We start from the raw sequence: 17,837 nt of genomic DNA on the forward strand, positions 1-17,837 counted from the left end.
ATTTCCCCACATTTTGAACTGCGTTCACAATTACCCGTACCGCTAAGAATTGCCAAGTCTCCGATCCACCCCACAGAATGTTCTTCCTTTGTTCGGGAAACTCCCTAGAGTGCCGCCATGAGTATTCGCATTTCAAATCGGGACGCCCGCCACCTCTGGCTCTCCCTGCAAGGTCTGTCTGACCCCCCCACCGGCCCCGCCGAGCCACGCGCCACCATTGGCAAACTGGGCTTTGTACAGTTGGACAGCATCCAAGTCCTGTCACGCGCGCATCACCACATCCTTTGGTCACGCAATCAAAACTACCGCGAGCCCATGCTGAACACGCTTCTGGCGGAAGACCGCACCGTATTCGAGCATTTCACCCATGACGCCAGCGTCTTACCAATCGAGACCTACCCCTACTGGCGGGCGCAGTTTGACCGCCGCAAATCCCGCATGGATCAAAAGGGCTGGTTCAAAACCGCCCTTACCAAGGTCGACACCGAAGACATCAAATCCCGCATCGCAAACGAAGGCGCGCTCTCTACTGAGGCTTTTGACACCAAAATCGAAGGCCCCAAGGAAATGTGGTCCCGCCCCCCGCACAAACAGGCCCTGGATTACCTGTGGTACGCGGGCGAACTGGCAACCTGCCACCGGCACAACTTTAAAAAATTCTACAACCTGCCAGAGCGCGTCATTCCTGATACCCTCCGTGACCAGCACATCAACCACACGGATCAAATCGACTGGCTCTGCACGCAAGCCATCGACAGGCTTGGCTTTGCCACCTCAGGCGACATCAAACGCTTCTGGGAGGCCGTGGACACTTCAGACGTAAAAAATTGGATGACAACAGCCAATTTGATTGACGTCGAAGTGCAAACCGCCAGTCGACAATGGCTGCCTATGCAAGCGCCCGCCGACATTGCGCAGCGCCTGGACCAGATCACTGCCCCCACGTCCCGCCTGCGCATCCTCAATCCATTTGACCCGGTGATCCGCGACCGCGACCGGCTGTCTCGACTTTTTGGATTTGACTACCGCATTGAAATCTTCGTCCCTGCCGCCAAACGTCAGTGGGGCTACTACGTCTACCCTCTCTTGGAGGGAGATCGGTTTGTTGGCCGTCTGGAAGCCAAGGCCAACCGCAATAAAGGGGAGATTAGCATCACACAACTTTGGTCCGAACCCGGCATCCGCTGGACCGACGCGCGGGCAAAAAAACTGGACGCCGAGCTCACCCGCATGGGCCGCTTTATCGGTGCGCCAAACATTCTTTGGAACTGCCCTCGCACGCCAAATACTGGCTAAATCAGCCCCCGCCAGCGCAGCACAAGGATCACCAGCACCACAACAACCATCACGTTAAAGCTCAGCGCAGCCGCAAGATTTAGCAACGCGGCCTTGCGCCGATCCGCCACGTCAATGGTCTCCAGATGCGCAACAATCTCATCAAACGCTTTGTTCACAGCCACATCATCAGCCTGCATCATCAGTTTTGGATGCCCACCCAGACGTTGCGCCGCGACAAACACCTCGGCTTGCCGGTGCAGCCGCGATGGCACACGTCGTCCAATTTTCTTCATGGCACGGCTCAAAGTCTTGGCCCGCACACCAAATTTCTCTTTGGCCAATTCCAAAAGTCGGGCCTCTTTGGCCTGAATGTCCTGCGTCGTCATCATGCGCGCACCCTAGACTGCGGCCACAGAACACTCAACTCTGGAACCTGCCTGCGGAGCGCGCTATCACACCGCTATGTTGAACTTCATCGAACATGGCGCTGCCACTGCTGAACCGGATCTTCTCATTGTGCACGGGCTGTTTGGCTCCGGCCGCAACTGGGGCGCTATCGCAAAACGGCTTTCGGCCACCCGCCGTATTCTCTGCGTGGATCAGCGCAATCACGGCCTCAGCCCTTGGTATGACAACCATTCTTACGAGGATATGGCCGCTGACCTCGCCGAAGTTATTCAGGCGCAGGGCAAACCAATGGACGTTCTTGGACACTCCATGGGGGGTAAGGCTGCAATGGTTCTTGCCCTCACCCAACCGGAATTGGTCAACCGCTTGATTGTGGCTGACATCGCCCCGGTAGCTTACAGCCACGATCAAAACCAAAACATTCAGGCTATGCGCGCCGTTGACCTCAGCAAAGTCACCAAACGCTCCGACGCAACCGCTCAGCTAGCGCAATATCTCGACGACACCACGCTGCAAACTTTCTTCACCCAATCCTTGGACGTGAAAGAGCAGCGTTGGCGGCTGAACCTGGATGTGCTCAACCGCGAGATGCCCAAAATCCTTGATTTCCCTGATGTTGGCGGCCTCTACGGCGGCCCAACATTGTTTTTGTCGGGTGCGACCTCAGACTATGTCAGCCATGAGTACCGCCCCATCATCCGCGACAAATTTCCAAAGGCCCGCTTTGCCAAAATCACCGGTGCAGGCCATTGGTTACACGCGGAGAAACCACGCGAGTTCATCGCATCGGTGCAGGCGTGGCTGGACTTGGATCAGCGCGCGTAAAGCGCCTGTGCCACCTTCCAGCTCACCGGGAAACCAATCACAAAGCCAGCTAGCGCGACAAGAAACAACCCCATTCCGGTGTTCACACCGGTTACCAACGCGGCGATCACGCCAACACCGGCCAACGTGGACCCAATAAACAGATGTAGAATTGATGCCAAACGCAACATGGGCTGTCTCCTTCAGTTGATGACGGAGGTTTTGACAAAGATATGCGCCGCCAGCTTTGATTTGGATCAGCCCACGCTCACTTGTCGTGCGTCACTCTGCCAACAATTGCATTACCACCGCACCGCTGGTGTCAAGCAGCACCTTTTGCCCATCACGCACGCCATACGCGGTCACTTTTGCCAAGGTCTGAAAAAACGTGGTCTCTTGTTGGCCTAGATCTCCGGGGCACGCCATACGGGTTGTCGCCAGAGGCCCAAACTCCAATTGACTACCCTTTTCGGTATAGTTTCCAGTGAATCGATTGCAGCCGCTGGTGCCGCTCACACGACCATCCGGCGCAAACTTCAACTCTGGCACCCGTGCCTCTTGAACGGTGTTGCCATTCATTTGCACAACCACCCAATCGCTGCCGCTCAGGGCATTTTCAGCACGTTGAACCATTTTTTCCACCACAACATCCACGGTCTCGGGGGCATCTTCAGTCAGCGCCGCAAAACTCTGCGTGCTACGCCACATCACATTGTCGCCCACTCGGATCACCGCGCGCACGGAATAACGCCCGCGCTCATCGACCATCCCATCATCATACGTCAACTGATAGGCCACTGGCACCTGTCCGCTTGGCTTCAAGGTTTGACGCGCCAACACCGTGGATTTCACATCCATCTTGCTGACATCTTCCAGCGTGACCTCGACCAAAGCCTCCGGTGGCAACGCAATCTTTTCCCGGTATAAGACAGATCCATTGAGCGTCTGAAAATCAGCCATCGCACTGCCAGCTCCAAGGCACATTGCCAAAACCATACCCACCTTCAGGCCTGCGGATGTCTTCGTTATACCTACCATATCACTGTTCCCAACTACGTTTCTCATGTTGTCCTCAACTACCTATGCGCGAGATCCTGTTGCACCAAGGGGGAAACATCTCTTCGGCAACTCCCCGCCAATAGGCCCTCCCGAAACAAAACCCAAATTTCCGCACGTGTTACGACCTTTGCCCCCCTTGGCCTGCTTGCCTGCTCTGCTAGGCTGCCGTTATGTCCAACGATACCAAATCCCCAGTTTTGAACCGGTTCGCCCACGCGCTTGTGGTCGATGACCATCCGCTGTTCTGTGACGCCTTGGTCATGACCTTACAGGCCATCGCTCCAATTACAGAAGTTGCAACAGCCCCCTGCCTCGCCGACGCGCTAGATCGGCTTGAACACGGGCCGCACCCTGATTTGGTGGTGCTGGACTTGAACCTCCCGGACGTGGACGGTTTTGACGGCCTGCTGCGCCTGCGCAAAGCCACAAATGCCAAAGTGCTGGTGGTCTCTTCCATGGCAGACACGCGCATCATCAATGCAGCGCTCAATGCCGGTGCCGCAGGATTTGTTCCCAAACACAGCCAACGTGACATGTTTCGCCGCGCTCTTGAGGCGTTGGCACAGGACCGGATCTTCGTGCCAGAAGGCCACATGCCAACCTGCAACGAGCACGACCCAACAAAAGACGCGGTTGACCGTTTGGCCAGCTTGACCACTCAGCAAGCCCGCATCCTGGACCGCATCTGCGAAGGCAAACTCAACAAACAAATTGCATTCGAGCTGTCGATTGCTGAAACCACCGTGAAAGCCCATGTGACTGCAATCATGCGCAAACTTGGCGTTCATTCGCGCACACAGGCCGTGTTGATTGCCAAAGAAGCCAGTTTTGAGGAACACTTGCGCAGCAGCGGGTAGGCAGCCTAATCTGCCACGAGCGGCTTTGAGGAGAGCTGCGGGAGGAACGCCAGCATGGATGCCAGCACACCCTTAGCCGGGTCTCAAATTGTGCACACAGGGTTTGCGCCATGTGACGCCCCGGATGCCGTGGATCAATTGGTCGCCGCTTTGGGGACAGAGCCGTTTGCTTTGGTGATCCTGTTTGTTTCACCCAAAGCCGATCTCGATCGCTTTGTCACAGACATCTCTGGACACTTTGGCACGGCCGAAGTTGTCGGCTGTACCACAGCCGGGGAACTGGCCAAAAACGGCTATACCGAAGGTGAGATTGTGGCCGTTGGCCTGCCCCAGACCCACTTTGCCGCCCGCACATTGCTTGTGGAGGACCTCACGGACATCAACGCGGAAGCCCGCATCACTGAGATGATCCAAAACCGCAAGGCCTTGGCCGCCGACCACCCCCGCTGGACGTCAGAGTTTGCCTTCCTAATGGTCGACGGGCTCTCCACCCGCGAAGACGCACTTGCCGCAGACCTTTCCATGGGCTTGGGCCCAGTGCCATTGTTTGGCGGATCCGCCGGCGACGGCGAAGACTTCCAAAAAACCCATGTCCTTTTTCGCTCCCAATTTCACAGCAATGCTGCCGTGCTTGTACAACTGCGCTCAAACTGCCCGGTGCATGTTTTTAAAACTGACCACTTACGGCCAACCGAACAACGCATGGTCGTGACCGGCGCCAATCCAGCCACACGACGCGTGTATGAAATCAACGCCGAACCCGCCGCCCGGGAATATGCGCGCATCCTTGGCAAAGATCCCGAACAGCTCTCTACATTCACGTTTGCAGCACATCCCGTGGTCGTGCGCATAGGGGCACAAACACACGTACGTGCCATTCAGCGCGTTGCACAGAACGGCGATCTGCAATTTTTCTCTGCCATCGACGAAGGCGTTGTGCTCACCTTGGCCAAACCCGAAGATATGGTTGCACACCTGGACAGGGAGCTCAGCGCGCTGACCGGTCCAACGCCGCCCGCCATCATTTTGGGATGTGATTGTGTTTTGCGCCGTGTCGAGGCCACGCAAAAGCAGATCACCGGAGACATCTCACGCGTGCTTGCCAAACATAACGTGGTTGGATTTTCCACTTACGGGGAGCAAGTCAATTCGATGCACGTCAACCAGACGTTCACGGGCGTCGCCATCTACCCTCCGGAAACGGACTAGAACCAAAATGACAGACGCCACTCTGATCGACCCCAAAGACTCACTGGAGCGCCAAAACCAGAAACTTCTCAAGATTGTCGATACCCTCATGCGCCGCGCCGAGGCCGGCCCGGACACAACCGGCGTGGCTTATGCGCAATTTGAACGTGCTGTGATGCTTGAGGAGGAAGTCCAAACCCGCACCCGAGAGCTGGAACATGCGCTGGACCTGCTCAACACATCCAACGCATCCCTCGCCCAAGCCAACGCCGAGGCAGAAGCTGCCCGTGCCAACCTCGCCAACGCGATCGAGACTGTGCAAGAAGGTTTCGCGCTGTTTGGCGCCGACGAAAAGCTGGTGCTCTGCAATTCACGTTTTGGCAAACATATGCGCGACGTCCACGCGCGGTTCAAACCCGGTTTGCGTTTTAACGACTACGTCGACATTGTCTCCCAAAGCGCCTTCCTGGAACTGCCAGATGGCATGACTGCTGCCCAATGGGCAGAGCAGCGCATGCTACGTCACAAAGAGCAGCACGTTGTTTTCAACGCCCCTCTCGCAGGGGATCGCTGGATTCAGGTCTCTGAACACCGCACCCGCGACGGTGGCACGGTTGTGTTGCAAACAGACGTCACCGACATGATGTTGATTGAGCGACAAGAACGTGAACGCCTGCTCGACGATCAAGCCCGCCTGATCAAGGCCACTTTGGAACATCTGGATCAAGGGGTGGGGGTCTTTGACCGCGAAGCCCGTCTGGTTGGATGGAACCGCCGCATGGGGGAACTGCTCTCCATTCCGGTGCGCCGTTTTCATCTTGGCCTGCCATTTGACACGATCTTTGATCAGCTCTCCCGCAAGCTGGCCTTTCTGGAAACCGCCGATGCTGAGGCGTTGGCCAATTGGGCTGCACACGACGGGCGGCGTGCGCCATTGTCCTTTGAAGTGGAACTGGGAGAAGACCGCATCCTGGCCGTCTTTGCCCAACATATGCCGGACGGCGGCTTTGTGATCTCATTTACAGACATCACAACAGAACGCCGCGCGCTTCGGGCCACGTCCCAAGTCAACGAAACGCTTGAACGTCACGTGCAGGAACGCACCCTTGAACTACAGGATGCCTTGGCAGAAGCTGAACGTGCAAACGCCTCCAAGTCCCGTTTTGTCGCGGCCGCCAGCCATGATCTATTACAACCTCTTTCAGCAGCCAAACTCTACTTGGCTTCGCTGGAAACAGATCTGGCAGAACCAGACCAACGTGAAAGACTGACCAAAGCGGGCTCCGCCTTGCAAAGCGTCGAGCACATCCTTGGCGCACTTCTCGACATCTCCCGGCTGGACAGCGGTCGCGCCGCTGTACACGACACCCAAATCCCTCTTGGCGCTCTACTTGGGCAACTGTATGACGAGTTTGCCCCAATCGCCCGCGACAAAGGCCTGCGCTTTGATTTGCGCACCACGGACCTCTCGGTGCAGTCCGACGCAACCTATCTACGCCGTATTCTTCAAAACTTGATCGCCAACGCCCTGCGATACACCGATCATGGACGCGTCCTCGTTGCCGCTCGACGACGTGCCGACAAAATAGTTGTCGAAATCTGGGACACTGGCCCCGGCATTCCGATTGAACAGCAAGCCAAAGTGTTTGACGAATTTCACCGCGTGAATGCCGCCGCCAGCCCCGCCGAAGGTCTCGGCCTTGGCTTGGCCATTGTAGAACGGGCTTGCCGACTGCTGGCCCATCCGATGCACATGCAATCCGAACCTGGGCGCGGCACACGATTTTGCATCACACTCCCAATTCACACAGACCAAGCTGCGCCCTCCCTCCCCTCACTGGCAACGCCCAAAGCCGCCAATCCGCTGGAGCACCGCATTGTGCTCTTGGTGGAAAACGACGCCGAGCTGCGCAACGCTATTGCCATGACGTTGGAAAACTGGGGGGCGGATGTACTGGCCTGCAGCAGCGATATCGAAGCCCTCGACCTGCTGCGCGAAATCGACATCGCGCCGGACATGGTTTTGGCGGATTATCAGCTGGATCATGCAGCCACAGGAACTGACCTTATTGGGCGGCTGCGCAAAGCCTACGGGCCACTCCCTGCCTGTGTGATCAGCGCCAACCGCGGTCCCGAACTGACCGAGATTTGCCAAAGCTTGAACGCCACGTTGTTGCACAAACCGTTGGATCTGGATCAGCTGCGCACAGTGCTTACCCGCGCGTAAACACATGCCGCAAAACTGCAGAATTCGCACCACCGCAAAACAGTCGCGATACAGACGCAATACCGACGTACCTTTTGCCTCTTCCCGTTGGCCACACCAACACTTAAAACCGACCAAAGAAAAGCAGCTCGGAGCCAGCCTATGACCCGTCTTCAAATCGCCTTGGATGCCATCGATACCGCCAATGCCAAAGACCCAAAATTGGACAACGGACAACCCGAAGCCCTGCTCTACGGGCAGCGAATGACCGAAGAATGCAAACGGCTTTTTCCCAATGCTTCCGAAGCGTTACAAGTAGCGTCCAGAGGCCAACACGTCGAACGCTGGGTGCTCAAACGCGCCGATTATCCTGAAGGCCGTGCTGGCTACTTGAAATGGCGTCGTGACCTCGGCGCCCACCACGCAAACCGGGTCTCAGAAATCATGGCGGATGCAGGTTACTCTGAAGAAGATGTGACCGCAGCAGGCGCAATGTTGCGTAAAGAAGGCATCAAGCGCAATGAGCAGGTACAAGCCCTTGAAGACATTATTTGTTTTGTCTTCATCAAGTACTACTTCGCGCCTTTCGCAGCCAAGCACAGCCCTGAAAAAGTACTGAGTATCGTCGTCAAAACTGCGCGCAAAATGTCCACCGACGCGCGATCTAGAGCTTTGCAAGAATTTGACCTACCAGACGATCTCGCAGCAGCATTTGAGGCCCCGGCGGCATAAGCAAAACACCCCGCGGAGCGCTGATTGTAGCTGACTTCCAACCGTCGGCCCCGCTGCCACCAATGCAGTGGCTACAGGGCTTTGCAGTGGCTATGAGCCAGCGGCTTCCCAACTGAACCATTCGTGCCTCCACCCTTGTAATGCCAAACGCATGGAAGCGGCAACTGTCTGAAATCGCGCCAGGGTTTCCGATGTTTCTGATGTTCATGGCGGGTGGATTCTTTGTGTCAAAGCTTCTGCCGAGCCGCCTTAGCGACACAGATTTGCACCTTTTTCCGCCGTTGGGGTTTCACCCCAAATTGCCTGTAATGGGTGTCGATGGGATCAAATCCGCTCTGGCAGACCGCAAGTGGACGCAGGGTGAAAGTCACCTTCTATTGGCGGCGCACAGCTGGCTGCAGAGGCGATCCAAAACAGAGGTTAGAGCGACCGCCCTGTTGTAATTTCCGGCTCCAACTTCAACAACTGCACTGGGCTGTCCGAGCCCTGTGCAGCAAGAATAATTTCTGCCGCTTTCTGCCCAATCTCAAACCGGTGCGCATCGGTCGTCGCCAGCGGCATTGGCAAACCTTTGAGCAAATTCAAATTGTTAAATCCGGCAATTGCCAGATCCTTGGGCACTGAAAGCCCTTTGGAAAGACAAAACATATAAGCGCCAATTGAAAGAACATCACTGGAAAAATAGATGCATTCGAGTTCCGGAGAGCGTTGCGTTAACAGCTCTGTCAATGTGTTGCCGGTCTCAATAGAAGACACTCCGGAATAGAGTTCTTGATCAAACAGCGACAAGCCAGCTTCTTTGAGCTCCAGCTCAAATCCCTGCATACGTTTTTCGGCGCGGAAATCCTGCGGCATTTTTGTACCGACAAAACCAATTCTCTGGTACCCCGCCTTCAGAATTGTACGCGCCATTTTGCGTCCCGCGTCTAGATGCGAGATTCCGACACAATGTTTGATTGGATCACCGTCAACATCCATAACTTCGACGACCGGACAATCAGCATTGGCAAGCATTTTGCGCGCTGTGTCATTGTGCTCTAAGCCAGCGATAACAACACCCGCGGGCCGCCAGCTCAGCATTTCACGGATTACCTCTTCTTCTTCCTGCAAGTCATAGCCGGTAACGCCAATCACAGGCTTCAAAGCTGTGGCCTTTAAGGTCGAGCTGATGCCCGACAACACCTCTGGAAACACCGAAGAGTTCAAACTGGGGACGACCACGCCGACCAGGTTCACCGTTTTGGAAGCTAGCGCTCCGGCAATGCGATTCGGCACGTACCCAACGTCACGCGCAATCTGCTCAACTTTTTTTCGAGTGGATTCTGATACGTCCTGCGCCCCTCGCATTGCGCGTGAGGCCGTCATTTCGCTTACACCTGCCAGTTTGGCGATGTCCTTGAGAAGAAGCTTTTTTCCCATGGGCGGATGGTCTGACACAACCCAAGCCAAAGCAACCCCGAAAGCGCGCTGTCCGGAAGTTAGTTCCTCCCCTTGATTCCCATCGCATTTCACTGTAGCGATAGCGCTAACGGTGGCGCTATCGGAGCGCTGATTTGCATGTTGGGAGAATGACATGACCATCAAAATTGCCATCAACGGATTTGGCCGCATTGGCCGCGGTGTTCTGCGCGCCCTCATCGAAAGCGGCAAAAACGACATTCAAGTCGTTGCAATCAATGACCTGTCCCCGAATGATCACCTTGTTCATCTACTCAAATACGACAGCGTTCACGGCCGCTTGAACTGCGATGTCACGTTGGACGGCGACATCATGAAAGTTGCTGATCAAGAAATCCGCCTCACGGCCATTCGCGATCCTCAGGATCTGCCTTGGTCCGATGTTGATGTGGCGTACGAATGCACCGGTATCTTCACTTCAAAAGACAAAGCAGAGCTGCTTTTGAAGTCTGGCGCAAAACGTGTTTTGATTTCCGCTCCGGGCAAAGACGCTGATAAGACAGTGGTTTATGGCGTGAATGATGCAGAACTAACTCCAAAGGACATCATTGTGTCCAACGCGTCCTGTACCACCAACTGCCTTGCGCCTATTGCAAAGGTACTGGACGATGCTTTCGGCATTAAAACTGGCTACATGACCACGATCCACGCCTACACAGGCGATCAGCCAACACACGACACCAACCACAGCGACCTCTACCGCGCCCGAGCTGCCGCGCTGTCGATGATCCCGACGTCTACAGGTGCTGCCCGCGCAATTTCCCTTGTGCTTCCGCACCTTAAAGGCAAGCTGGAAGGATCCGCTGTGCGAGTTCCAACCGCAAACGTTTCCATGGTAGACTTGGTGATCAACACCAATAAACCGGCCTGCGTTGACGCCATCCACGCAGCAGTCAAAGCCGCGGCGGAAGGTCCTCTAAATGGAGTGCTTGGCTACGAGGAAGCTCCCTTGGTTTCCGCTGATTTCAACCACGATCCACATTCCTCAATTTTTGCCCCCGCCCAGACCAGTGTGACGGAAGAAGGTCTCGTTCGTGTGGTAAGTTGGTATGATAATGAGTGGGGATTCTCCAACCGCATGCTCGACACTGGCCGCCGTATGGGCGCCCTTTTGAAAGGCTAAGTTGTTATGGTTGCGCGCGTAATTCCGGTTGAACCGTTTGATCTTGTGATTTTTGGCGCTACTGGCGATCTCGCCCGGCGCAAAATTTTGCCGGGCCTGTTTCACCGGTTTCGCGCGGGCCAGATGCCGCCGGACGCTAAGATTATTGGTTCGGCACGTTCAGATATTGATAGCGCTGGATTTCGTGAGCTAATCGCAGCCGCGATAGGCGAGTTTATCCCAGAAGAATTACGGCCAGCTGAGCTGGTATCGGAATTTTTGAACCACTTAAGCTACGTACATATCGACGCGATGGGGGAGACTGGTTGGTCGGAGCTCAGAGGCATTTTGCGCCCAGAAGCCGTCCGTACATTCTATCTTTCTGTGTCTCCGTCGCTGTTTGGCGCCATCGCTGAACGCCTTAGCCACAATGATATTGCGACGCTGGAAAGCCGGATTGTGGTCGAAAAACCCTTTGGGCACGATCTGACAAGTGCACAGGCGCTTAACAAAGATCTGCTGCGCCACTTTGATGAGCAGCAAATCTACCGGATTGACCACTACCTCGGCAAAGAAACCGTTCAGAACTTGATGGCATTGCGCTTCGCCAATTCTCTTTTTGAGCCCCTTTGGAACTCAACACATATTGACCATGTACAAATCACGGTTGCTGAAAGCATCGGTGTCGCCGGTCGCGGCGGGTATTATGATCAATCAGGCGCCATGCGAGATATGGTGCAAAACCACTTGATGCAGCTGCTTTGCCTGATCGCAATGGAGCCTCCCAGCAAATTCACGTCGAATTCTGTGCGCGACGAAAAAGTCAAGGTTATCGAGGCTTTGGAGCCTGTCGCCTTGGACGACATTGTGCGCGGCCAATATCGGTCGGGCCGGGACAATCAGAGCTATTTCGACGACGTCGAAAACGCAAACAGCCGCACCGAAAGCTATATTGCGCTAAAATTAGCGGTTGGAAACTGGCGATGGGCGGGTACGCCGTTTTATCTGCGCACGGGCAAACAGCTGCGCGATCGCGCGTCCGAAATCGCTGTAGTTTTCAAGGATCCTCCCCACAATATCTTTCCAAACAAAATGGAAGGTCGCAAAGGCAATGCATTGATCATTCGTCTGCAACCGGACGAAGGCATCACCCTGCGAACAACCATCAAAGAACCCGGCCCTGGTGGCATGCGGCTCACAGAAGTTGACATGGATATGTCCTTCGCCGACGCCCTCGGTGACAGTCTGATGTCTCAGGATGCCTACGAACGTTTGATCATGGATGTGATCCGAGGCGACCAAACGCTGTTTATGCGTGGCGACGAGGTCGAGGCTGCCTGGGCTTGGGCAGACCCTCTGATCGCAGCTTGGGAAGACGCAAACCAACGTCCAGTCCCTTATGATCCGGGCAGCTCCGGCCCCGAAGAAGCCCTGATGCTGATGCATAGAGGTGGCCGCCGCTGGCGCCCCATCGGCGACTAAATCCCACAAACACGCCCCCAATTAGGAAGGATGGTTCTAATGCCACTCCACCCAACCGTTAAAAAAGTCACTGATCGTATTATCGCGCGCTCCAAACCGCATCGTGACACCTATTTGGAACGTATGGCACAAGCAGCGAGCCAAGGCCCCGCCCGGGCGCATTTGAGCTGTTCCGGACAAGCCCATGCCTACGCCGGTGCTGGCGACGACCAATCAACTCTGGCCACCGGCACCGCAGGCAACCTTGGCATTGTCACTGCTTACAACGACATGTTGTCCGCACACCAACCGTTTGAACGTTACCCAGCTCTCTTGCGTGACGCCGCTCGCACTGCCGGTGGAACTGCACAAGTCGCAGGTGGTGTGCCATCCATGTGTGACGGCGTCACCCAAGGCGAAGCCGGTATGGAACTTTCGCTGTTTTCGCGCGACGTCATTGCGCTAGCGGCGGGTGTCGCGCTCAGCCACAACACTTTTGATGCCTCCGTTTACCTTGGCGTCTGCGACAAGATTGTCCCAGGTTTGGTGATTGCGGCGCAGAGCTTTGGCCATCTTCCAGCTGTGTTCTTACCAGCCGGTCCCATGAGCACAGGTATCTCCAACGACGAAAAAGCCATGGTCCGACAGCGCTTTGCCGCAGGCGAAGCAGATCGCGCGGAACTGATGGCTTCGGAAATGGCCGCCTACCACGGCCCTGGCACCTGCACATTTTACGGCACCGCGAACACCAACCAAATGCTGATGGAATTCATGGGGCTGCACCTGCCCGGCTCCAGCTTTGTCTCCCCCAACACGGACCTGCGCGATGCTTTGACCGAAGAAGGCGCCCGGCGCGCGCTTTCGTTATCTGCGCTCGGGAACAACTATACACCGACGTGCGACATCTTAGATGAAAAAGCCTTTGTGAACGGTATTGTCGGCCTCAACGCCACAGGTGGATCCACCAACTTGCTGATACACCTGATTGCAATGGCTCGTGCTGGCGGTATCGTGTTGACTTGGGAAGACTTCGCTGAACTTTCCGACATCACACCGCTCTTGGCGCGTGTTTACCCAAATGGTCTGGCGGATGTGAACCACTTCCACGCAGCGGGCGGCCTTGGCTACATGATTGGCGAACTGCTGTCTGCCGACTTGCTGCACCCCGATACTAAAACTGTCGCGGGCGAAGGCCTTGAGAACTACACGCTTGAGCCAAAACTGCTCGACGGAGCCCTTACCTGGCAACCAGGGACCAAAACCTCGCTCAATGACAAGATTGTGCGCCCAGCTACAGATCCGTTTGCCCCCACCGGGGGGCTCGCCCGGCTGTCAGGCAACCTCGGCACGTCTGTGATGAAGATCTCCGCGGTAGCGGAGAAGCATCGCCTGGTTGAAGCGCCCGCGCGGGTGTTCCATGATCAGGACGAAGTCAAAGCTGCGTTCAAGGCAGGCAAACTGACCGAAGATGCGGTGATTGTCGTGCGGTTCCAAGGTCCCAGAGCCAATGGCATGCCGGAGTTGCACAGTTTGACTCCGCTGATGTCGATCATGCAAGGCAAAGGGCTCAAAGTTGCTTTTGTCACCGATGGACGCATGTCCGGTGCCTCTGGGAAAATTCCGGCAGCTATTCATGTCTCCCCAGAAGCGCTGGATGGTGGACCAATTGCCAAACTGCGTGACGGAGATTTGGTTCGCGTAGATGCCGAGGAGGGCACGCTTGAAGTGCTGGCTGACGACTTCGACAGTCGTCCACTGGCCACAGCCGACCTGAGCTCTTATCAACACGGAACTGGCCGCGATCTCTTTTCTGCCTTCCGCAACGCGGTGGGGCCAGCCACCACCGGCGCATCTATTTTTGAAGGATAAAACTTGATGTCGATCACTCCGCAAACCGCCAGCGAAAAAGCCCGTGAAATTTGCAACGCGGCTCCGATTGTTCCCGTACTAGTGGTCGAAGACGTCGCCCACGCAAAACCACTCGCGGAAGCCCTGGTTGCAGGCGGGCTGCCCGCTCTGGAAGTGACCCTACGCACCCCAGCCGCATTGGACGTGATACGCGCAATGGCCGACGTTCCTGGCGGTATGGTCGGCGCGGGTACGTTATTAACACCTGACGATGTTAAAGCTGCAAAAGACGCAGGGGCCACCTTCGGTGTCTCTCCGGGTGCAACCGACACATTGCTGGAAGCCTGCGAAACCGAAGGCCTACCTCTGCTCCCAGGAGCCGCATCCGCGTCAGAAGCCATGGCTCTACTGGAGCGCGGCTACAACATGCTTAAATTCTTCCCGGCCGAGGCCGCGGGCGGCGCCAAGTTTATTGGGTCCCTCGCCAGCCCCCTGCCCCAGATCAGTTTTTGCCCAACAGGTGGCGTGAGCCCTCAGAACGCCGCCGACTATCTGTCATTGTCTAACGTGGTTTGTGCGGGCGGAAGTTGGGTCGCTCCGTCCCAATTAGTCAAACAAGGCGCCTGGGACAAAATAGAGTCCCTGGCTCGCGAGGCCTCTCAACTCCCACGCTGAGCTACCAATTGCGGCGCCCGCTGATGTGATGTAGCGCGCTTTCTTCGGCAAATGGATCAACCGGTTCAGGACGGCTGAGCCGGTTGATAGATTTTATGGCCATCATCACCGCAAGCACGGCAAAGAACGCCCCGCCGATGGCTTGCCCCATCAACACGCCTGACGCGCCCCAATAGAGCCCGCCCAAAAGCGCGAGAGGCAGGGTTCCAACCGTATGCCGCCCCCAATTCACATAGGTTGAGTAAATCGGGTGCCCAAGATTGTTAAAGCAGGCGTTGCACACAAAGATCACGCCGTTGAAGAACTGCAAAAGCGCAATTGGCCCGCAAAAAAGATAAATTAAGGTCCGCATCTCACCTTCCGCATCAAACGTGTCCGCAATCAGCCCACGCGCCAGAAACAAGATCAGTGCAGACAGCAGTGTGTAGGCAAGCAGGAACTGTAACCCGGCTTTGAAGGTACCACGTACACGATCAAACAGGCCTGCCCCAAAGTTCTGTCCCACAATTGGACCAATGGCTCCAGACAAAGCAAAAACCACGGCAAACGCGACAGGCATCAATCGACCAATCACCGCCATCGCAGCCACGGCATCGGTGCCGTATCGCGCCATCTCTCGTGTGACAATTGCCGCGCCAACTGGCGAGGCCACATTTGTAAGGATCGCCGGCCCGGCAATGCCACTGATCGCCTTGGCATCCCGTTTGAGTTGACCTATTGCAGGGGCCGCATATCCTTTGTGAATCCGAATGACACACAGGACGGCGTAGCCACACATGATAAGCCGCGCCGTGACAGACGCATAGGCCGCTCCGTCCAAGCCCAAATCCAACCCAAAGATCAACACCGGGTCTAGCGCCGCATTGACTGCGCCGCCAAGAACCGTGCCCATCATGGATCTGCGCGCATCTCCATGAGCCCGCAGAACCGCCATACTGACCATGGCGAGGGACATAAAGGGCATGGTTGGGATCACAATCCACACATACCGTTTTGCGAGTGCCAATGTGTCGCCTTCAGCCCCCAGCCAAGACAAGATCGGATCAAGAAACACCAGAACACCAATTGGAATGGCCACACCAGTGAGCAATCCCAAAATAGCAACAGACGTCGCGGTCTCACGGGCCTTCTGCGGGTTTTCAGCGCCAATGGAACGCGCGGCCAACGATCCCGCCGAGATCGACAGACCGATGTTGATTGCATTGGTGAAGAACAACAACGTTCCGGCATAGCCAACCGCTGCGGCAAGCGCCTTATTTCCAAGCATAGAGATGAAAATCATGTCGACAAAGTCGACTGCAAAAATCGCCATCAACCCCACCGAAGATGTCAGCGACATCACTGCAACATGGCGCATCAACGCGCCTTGCAAGAACACAGCTTTGGCCATCAGGTTACCTGTTCGCTTTTGGTTTCCAGAGACGCGCACACTGCCACTGTGTCAAAGCAAGGCCAACCCGATTTCACACATCCTCAAAAGAAAACGCCGCTCACGAAGAGCGGCGTTTTATGGTTTTGTCTCAGCGGTTATCCGCCAAAGTCATCAAGCATGATGTCCTCACGGTCCACGCCCAAATCAAGCAGCATGTTGATCACAGACTGGTTCATGATGGGCGGACCACACATGTAGTACTCGCAGTCTTCTGGTGCCGGATGGTTCTTGAGGTATTCCTCAAACAGAACGTTATGGATGAAGCCAGTGTAGCCTCCCCAATCGTCTTCTGGGAGGGCATCAGACAACGCCACATGCCAGTCGAAGTTGTCAAACTCTGCGGCCAAACCATCAAAATCTTCGACAAAGAACATCTCACGCTTAGAGCGCGCGCCATACCAGAAGGAAATCTTCCTATCGCGGTTCTGCAAACGCTTAAGCTGATCAAAGATGTGCGAGCGCATCGGCGCCATACCTGCACCACCACCAATAAAAACCATCTCTTTGTTCGTGTCGCGTGCGAAAAACTCACCAAATGGCCCTGAGATTGTGACTTTGTCACCTGGCTTCAGGTTGAAGATGTAGGACGACATCAGGCCCGGGGGAATACCCTGACTGCCCGGAGGTGGCGAGGCGACACGCACGTTCAGCATGATCAAGCCTTTTTCATCCGGGTAGTTCGCCATGGAGTAAGCACGTTCAACAGGCTCCGTCACGGTGGACTCGTACTGCCACAGGTTAAACTTGTCCCAGTCTTCCTTGTATTCGTCCTCAATGGCAAAATCTTTGTAGCTCAGCTTGTGGGCGGGCGCTTCAATCTGAATGTACCCACCAGCGCGGAAGTTTACGTCCTCGCCTTCCGGCAACTCCAGAACCAAGTTTTTGATAAAAGTTGCAACGTTTTCGTTGGAGCGAACAGTGCACTCCCACTTCTTCACACCGAACACCTCTTCAGGCACTTCGATGTCCATGTCCTGCTTTACAGCCACCTGACAAGACAACCGGTCGCCACACGCAGCCTCACGCTTGGTGATATGGCTTTCTTCGGTTGGAAGGATCGAACCACCACCGGAGTGCACACGTACCTTACACTGCGCGCAGGTACCGCCCCCTCCGCAGGCAGACGGCACAAACAGTTTTTGCTCCGCCAAGGTTTGCAACAACTTGCCGCCAGCGGGCACTGAAATGGTTTTTTCGCCGTTGATGGTGATTTCGACGTTGCCCGTGCTCACCAGCTTGGAGCGCGCTGCCAGGATGATGGTGACCAGCGCCAAAACGATCAAGGTGAGGAGAACAACACCTAGAGTAAATGTTTCCAACTCTTCTACT

16 protein-coding genes are annotated in these 17,837 nt (G+C 55.7%); 10 read left to right on the forward strand and 6 right to left on the reverse strand.

Annotated features, from left to right (window positions below; translation table 11 throughout):
- The first annotated feature begins 117 nt into the window (after positions 1-117).
- Positions 118-1,296 carry a winged helix-turn-helix domain-containing protein gene (locus QOL67_RS13645; RefSeq protein WP_283426532.1) on the forward strand — a complete coding sequence of 393 codons (1,179 nt, stop codon included), beginning with the start codon at positions 118-120 and terminating at the stop codon, positions 1,294-1,296.
- Here the strand turns inward: QOL67_RS13645 and QOL67_RS13650 are convergent.
- Positions 1,293-1,667: a hypothetical protein gene (locus tag QOL67_RS13650; RefSeq protein ID WP_283426533.1), complete on the reverse strand. Its 375-nt coding sequence runs from the start codon at positions 1,665-1,667 to the stop codon at positions 1,293-1,295. The genes QOL67_RS13645 and QOL67_RS13650 overlap by 4 nt on opposite strands.
- A gap of 73 nt (positions 1,668-1,740) precedes the next feature.
- On the opposite strand from QOL67_RS13650, the gene QOL67_RS13655 reads away from it, so the two are divergent.
- On the forward strand, positions 1,741-2,511 hold the full coding sequence (locus QOL67_RS13655) for an alpha/beta fold hydrolase (protein ID WP_283426534.1): 771 nt from the start codon (positions 1,741-1,743) through the stop codon (positions 2,509-2,511).
- On the opposite strand, the gene QOL67_RS13660 is transcribed toward QOL67_RS13655, so the two are convergent.
- Complete coding sequence (locus QOL67_RS13660; RefSeq protein ID WP_283426535.1) at positions 2,499-2,681, reverse strand: hypothetical protein; 183 nt, start codon at positions 2,679-2,681, stop codon at positions 2,499-2,501. The two genes, QOL67_RS13655 and QOL67_RS13660, sit on opposite strands and share 13 nt — an antisense overlap.
- A gap of 91 nt (positions 2,682-2,772) precedes the next feature.
- Positions 2,773-3,528, reverse strand: a complete 756-nt coding sequence (locus QOL67_RS13665) for an META domain-containing protein (protein ID WP_283426536.1) — start codon at positions 3,526-3,528, stop codon at positions 2,773-2,775.
- Between the two features lie 191 nt (positions 3,529-3,719).
- On the opposite strand from QOL67_RS13665, the gene QOL67_RS13670 reads away from it, so the two are divergent.
- The 4 genes from QOL67_RS13670 to QOL67_RS13685 all read left to right on the forward strand — a co-directional run bounded on the left by QOL67_RS13670 (position 3,720) and on the right by QOL67_RS13685 (position 8,532).
- Positions 3,720-4,406 (forward strand): response regulator transcription factor, encoded by a 687-nt coding sequence (locus QOL67_RS13670; protein WP_283426537.1) that lies wholly within the window; start codon positions 3,720-3,722, stop codon positions 4,404-4,406.
- 54 nt (positions 4,407-4,460) lie between these two features.
- Positions 4,461-5,615: an FIST N-terminal domain-containing protein gene (locus QOL67_RS13675; protein ID WP_283426538.1), complete on the forward strand. Its 1,155-nt coding sequence runs from the start codon at positions 4,461-4,463 to the stop codon at positions 5,613-5,615.
- Positions 5,616-5,622: 7 nt separating this feature from the next.
- Positions 5,623-7,821 carry a hybrid sensor histidine kinase/response regulator gene (locus tag QOL67_RS13680; protein WP_283426539.1) on the forward strand — a complete coding sequence of 733 codons (2,199 nt, stop codon included), beginning with the start codon at positions 5,623-5,625 and terminating at the stop codon, positions 7,819-7,821.
- A 141-nt stretch (positions 7,822-7,962) separates the two neighbouring features.
- Positions 7,963-8,532 carry a DUF4202 domain-containing protein gene (locus QOL67_RS13685; protein WP_283426540.1) on the forward strand — a complete coding sequence of 190 codons (570 nt, stop codon included), beginning with the start codon at positions 7,963-7,965 and terminating at the stop codon, positions 8,530-8,532.
- A 420-nt stretch (positions 8,533-8,952) separates the two neighbouring features.
- Here QOL67_RS13685 and QOL67_RS13690 read toward each other — a convergent pair whose 3' ends face one another.
- The gene (locus QOL67_RS13690) at positions 8,953-9,951 is read right to left on the reverse strand and encodes a LacI family DNA-binding transcriptional regulator (protein WP_283426541.1); all 999 of its coding nucleotides are present in this window, start codon (positions 9,949-9,951) and stop codon (positions 8,953-8,955) included.
- A gap of 154 nt (positions 9,952-10,105) precedes the next feature.
- Between QOL67_RS13690 and gap the strand changes: the two genes are divergently transcribed.
- Genes gap through QOL67_RS13710 form a run of 4 tightly spaced genes read left to right on the forward strand, consistent with a single transcriptional unit; the run spans position 10,106 to position 15,076 of the window.
- Entirely contained in the window at positions 10,106-11,113 is a 1,008-nt protein-coding gene (gene gap / locus QOL67_RS13695; protein WP_283426542.1) for a type I glyceraldehyde-3-phosphate dehydrogenase, read from the forward strand.
- Positions 11,114-11,119: 6 nt separating this feature from the next.
- Positions 11,120-12,574 carry a glucose-6-phosphate dehydrogenase gene (gene zwf, locus QOL67_RS13700; RefSeq protein WP_283426543.1) on the forward strand — a complete coding sequence of 485 codons (1,455 nt, stop codon included), beginning with the start codon at positions 11,120-11,122 and terminating at the stop codon, positions 12,572-12,574.
- A 39-nt stretch (positions 12,575-12,613) separates the two neighbouring features.
- Positions 12,614-14,422 (forward strand): phosphogluconate dehydratase, encoded by a 1,809-nt coding sequence (gene edd, locus QOL67_RS13705; RefSeq protein ID WP_283426544.1) that lies wholly within the window; start codon positions 12,614-12,616, stop codon positions 14,420-14,422.
- A gap of 6 nt (positions 14,423-14,428) precedes the next feature.
- The gene (locus QOL67_RS13710; protein WP_283426545.1) at positions 14,429-15,076 is read left to right on the forward strand and encodes a bifunctional 4-hydroxy-2-oxoglutarate aldolase/2-dehydro-3-deoxy-phosphogluconate aldolase; all 648 of its coding nucleotides are present in this window, start codon (positions 14,429-14,431) and stop codon (positions 15,074-15,076) included.
- A gap of 1 nt (position 15,077) precedes the next feature.
- Here QOL67_RS13710 and QOL67_RS13715 read toward each other — a convergent pair whose 3' ends face one another.
- On the reverse strand, positions 15,078-16,466 hold the full coding sequence (locus QOL67_RS13715; RefSeq protein WP_283426546.1) for an MATE family efflux transporter: 1,389 nt from the start codon (positions 16,464-16,466) through the stop codon (positions 15,078-15,080).
- Positions 16,467-16,603: 137 nt separating this feature from the next.
- Positions 16,604-17,827: an NADH:ubiquinone reductase (Na(+)-transporting) subunit F gene (gene nqrF / locus QOL67_RS13720; protein WP_283426547.1), complete on the reverse strand. Its 1,224-nt coding sequence runs from the start codon at positions 17,825-17,827 to the stop codon at positions 16,604-16,606.
- Positions 17,828-17,837 lie beyond the last annotated feature (10 nt).

This window comes from Shimia sagamensis, from assembly GCF_900182745.1.
In the GTDB taxonomy this organism is placed as follows: Bacteria; Pseudomonadota; Alphaproteobacteria; order Rhodobacterales; family Rhodobacteraceae; genus Shimia; species Shimia sagamensis.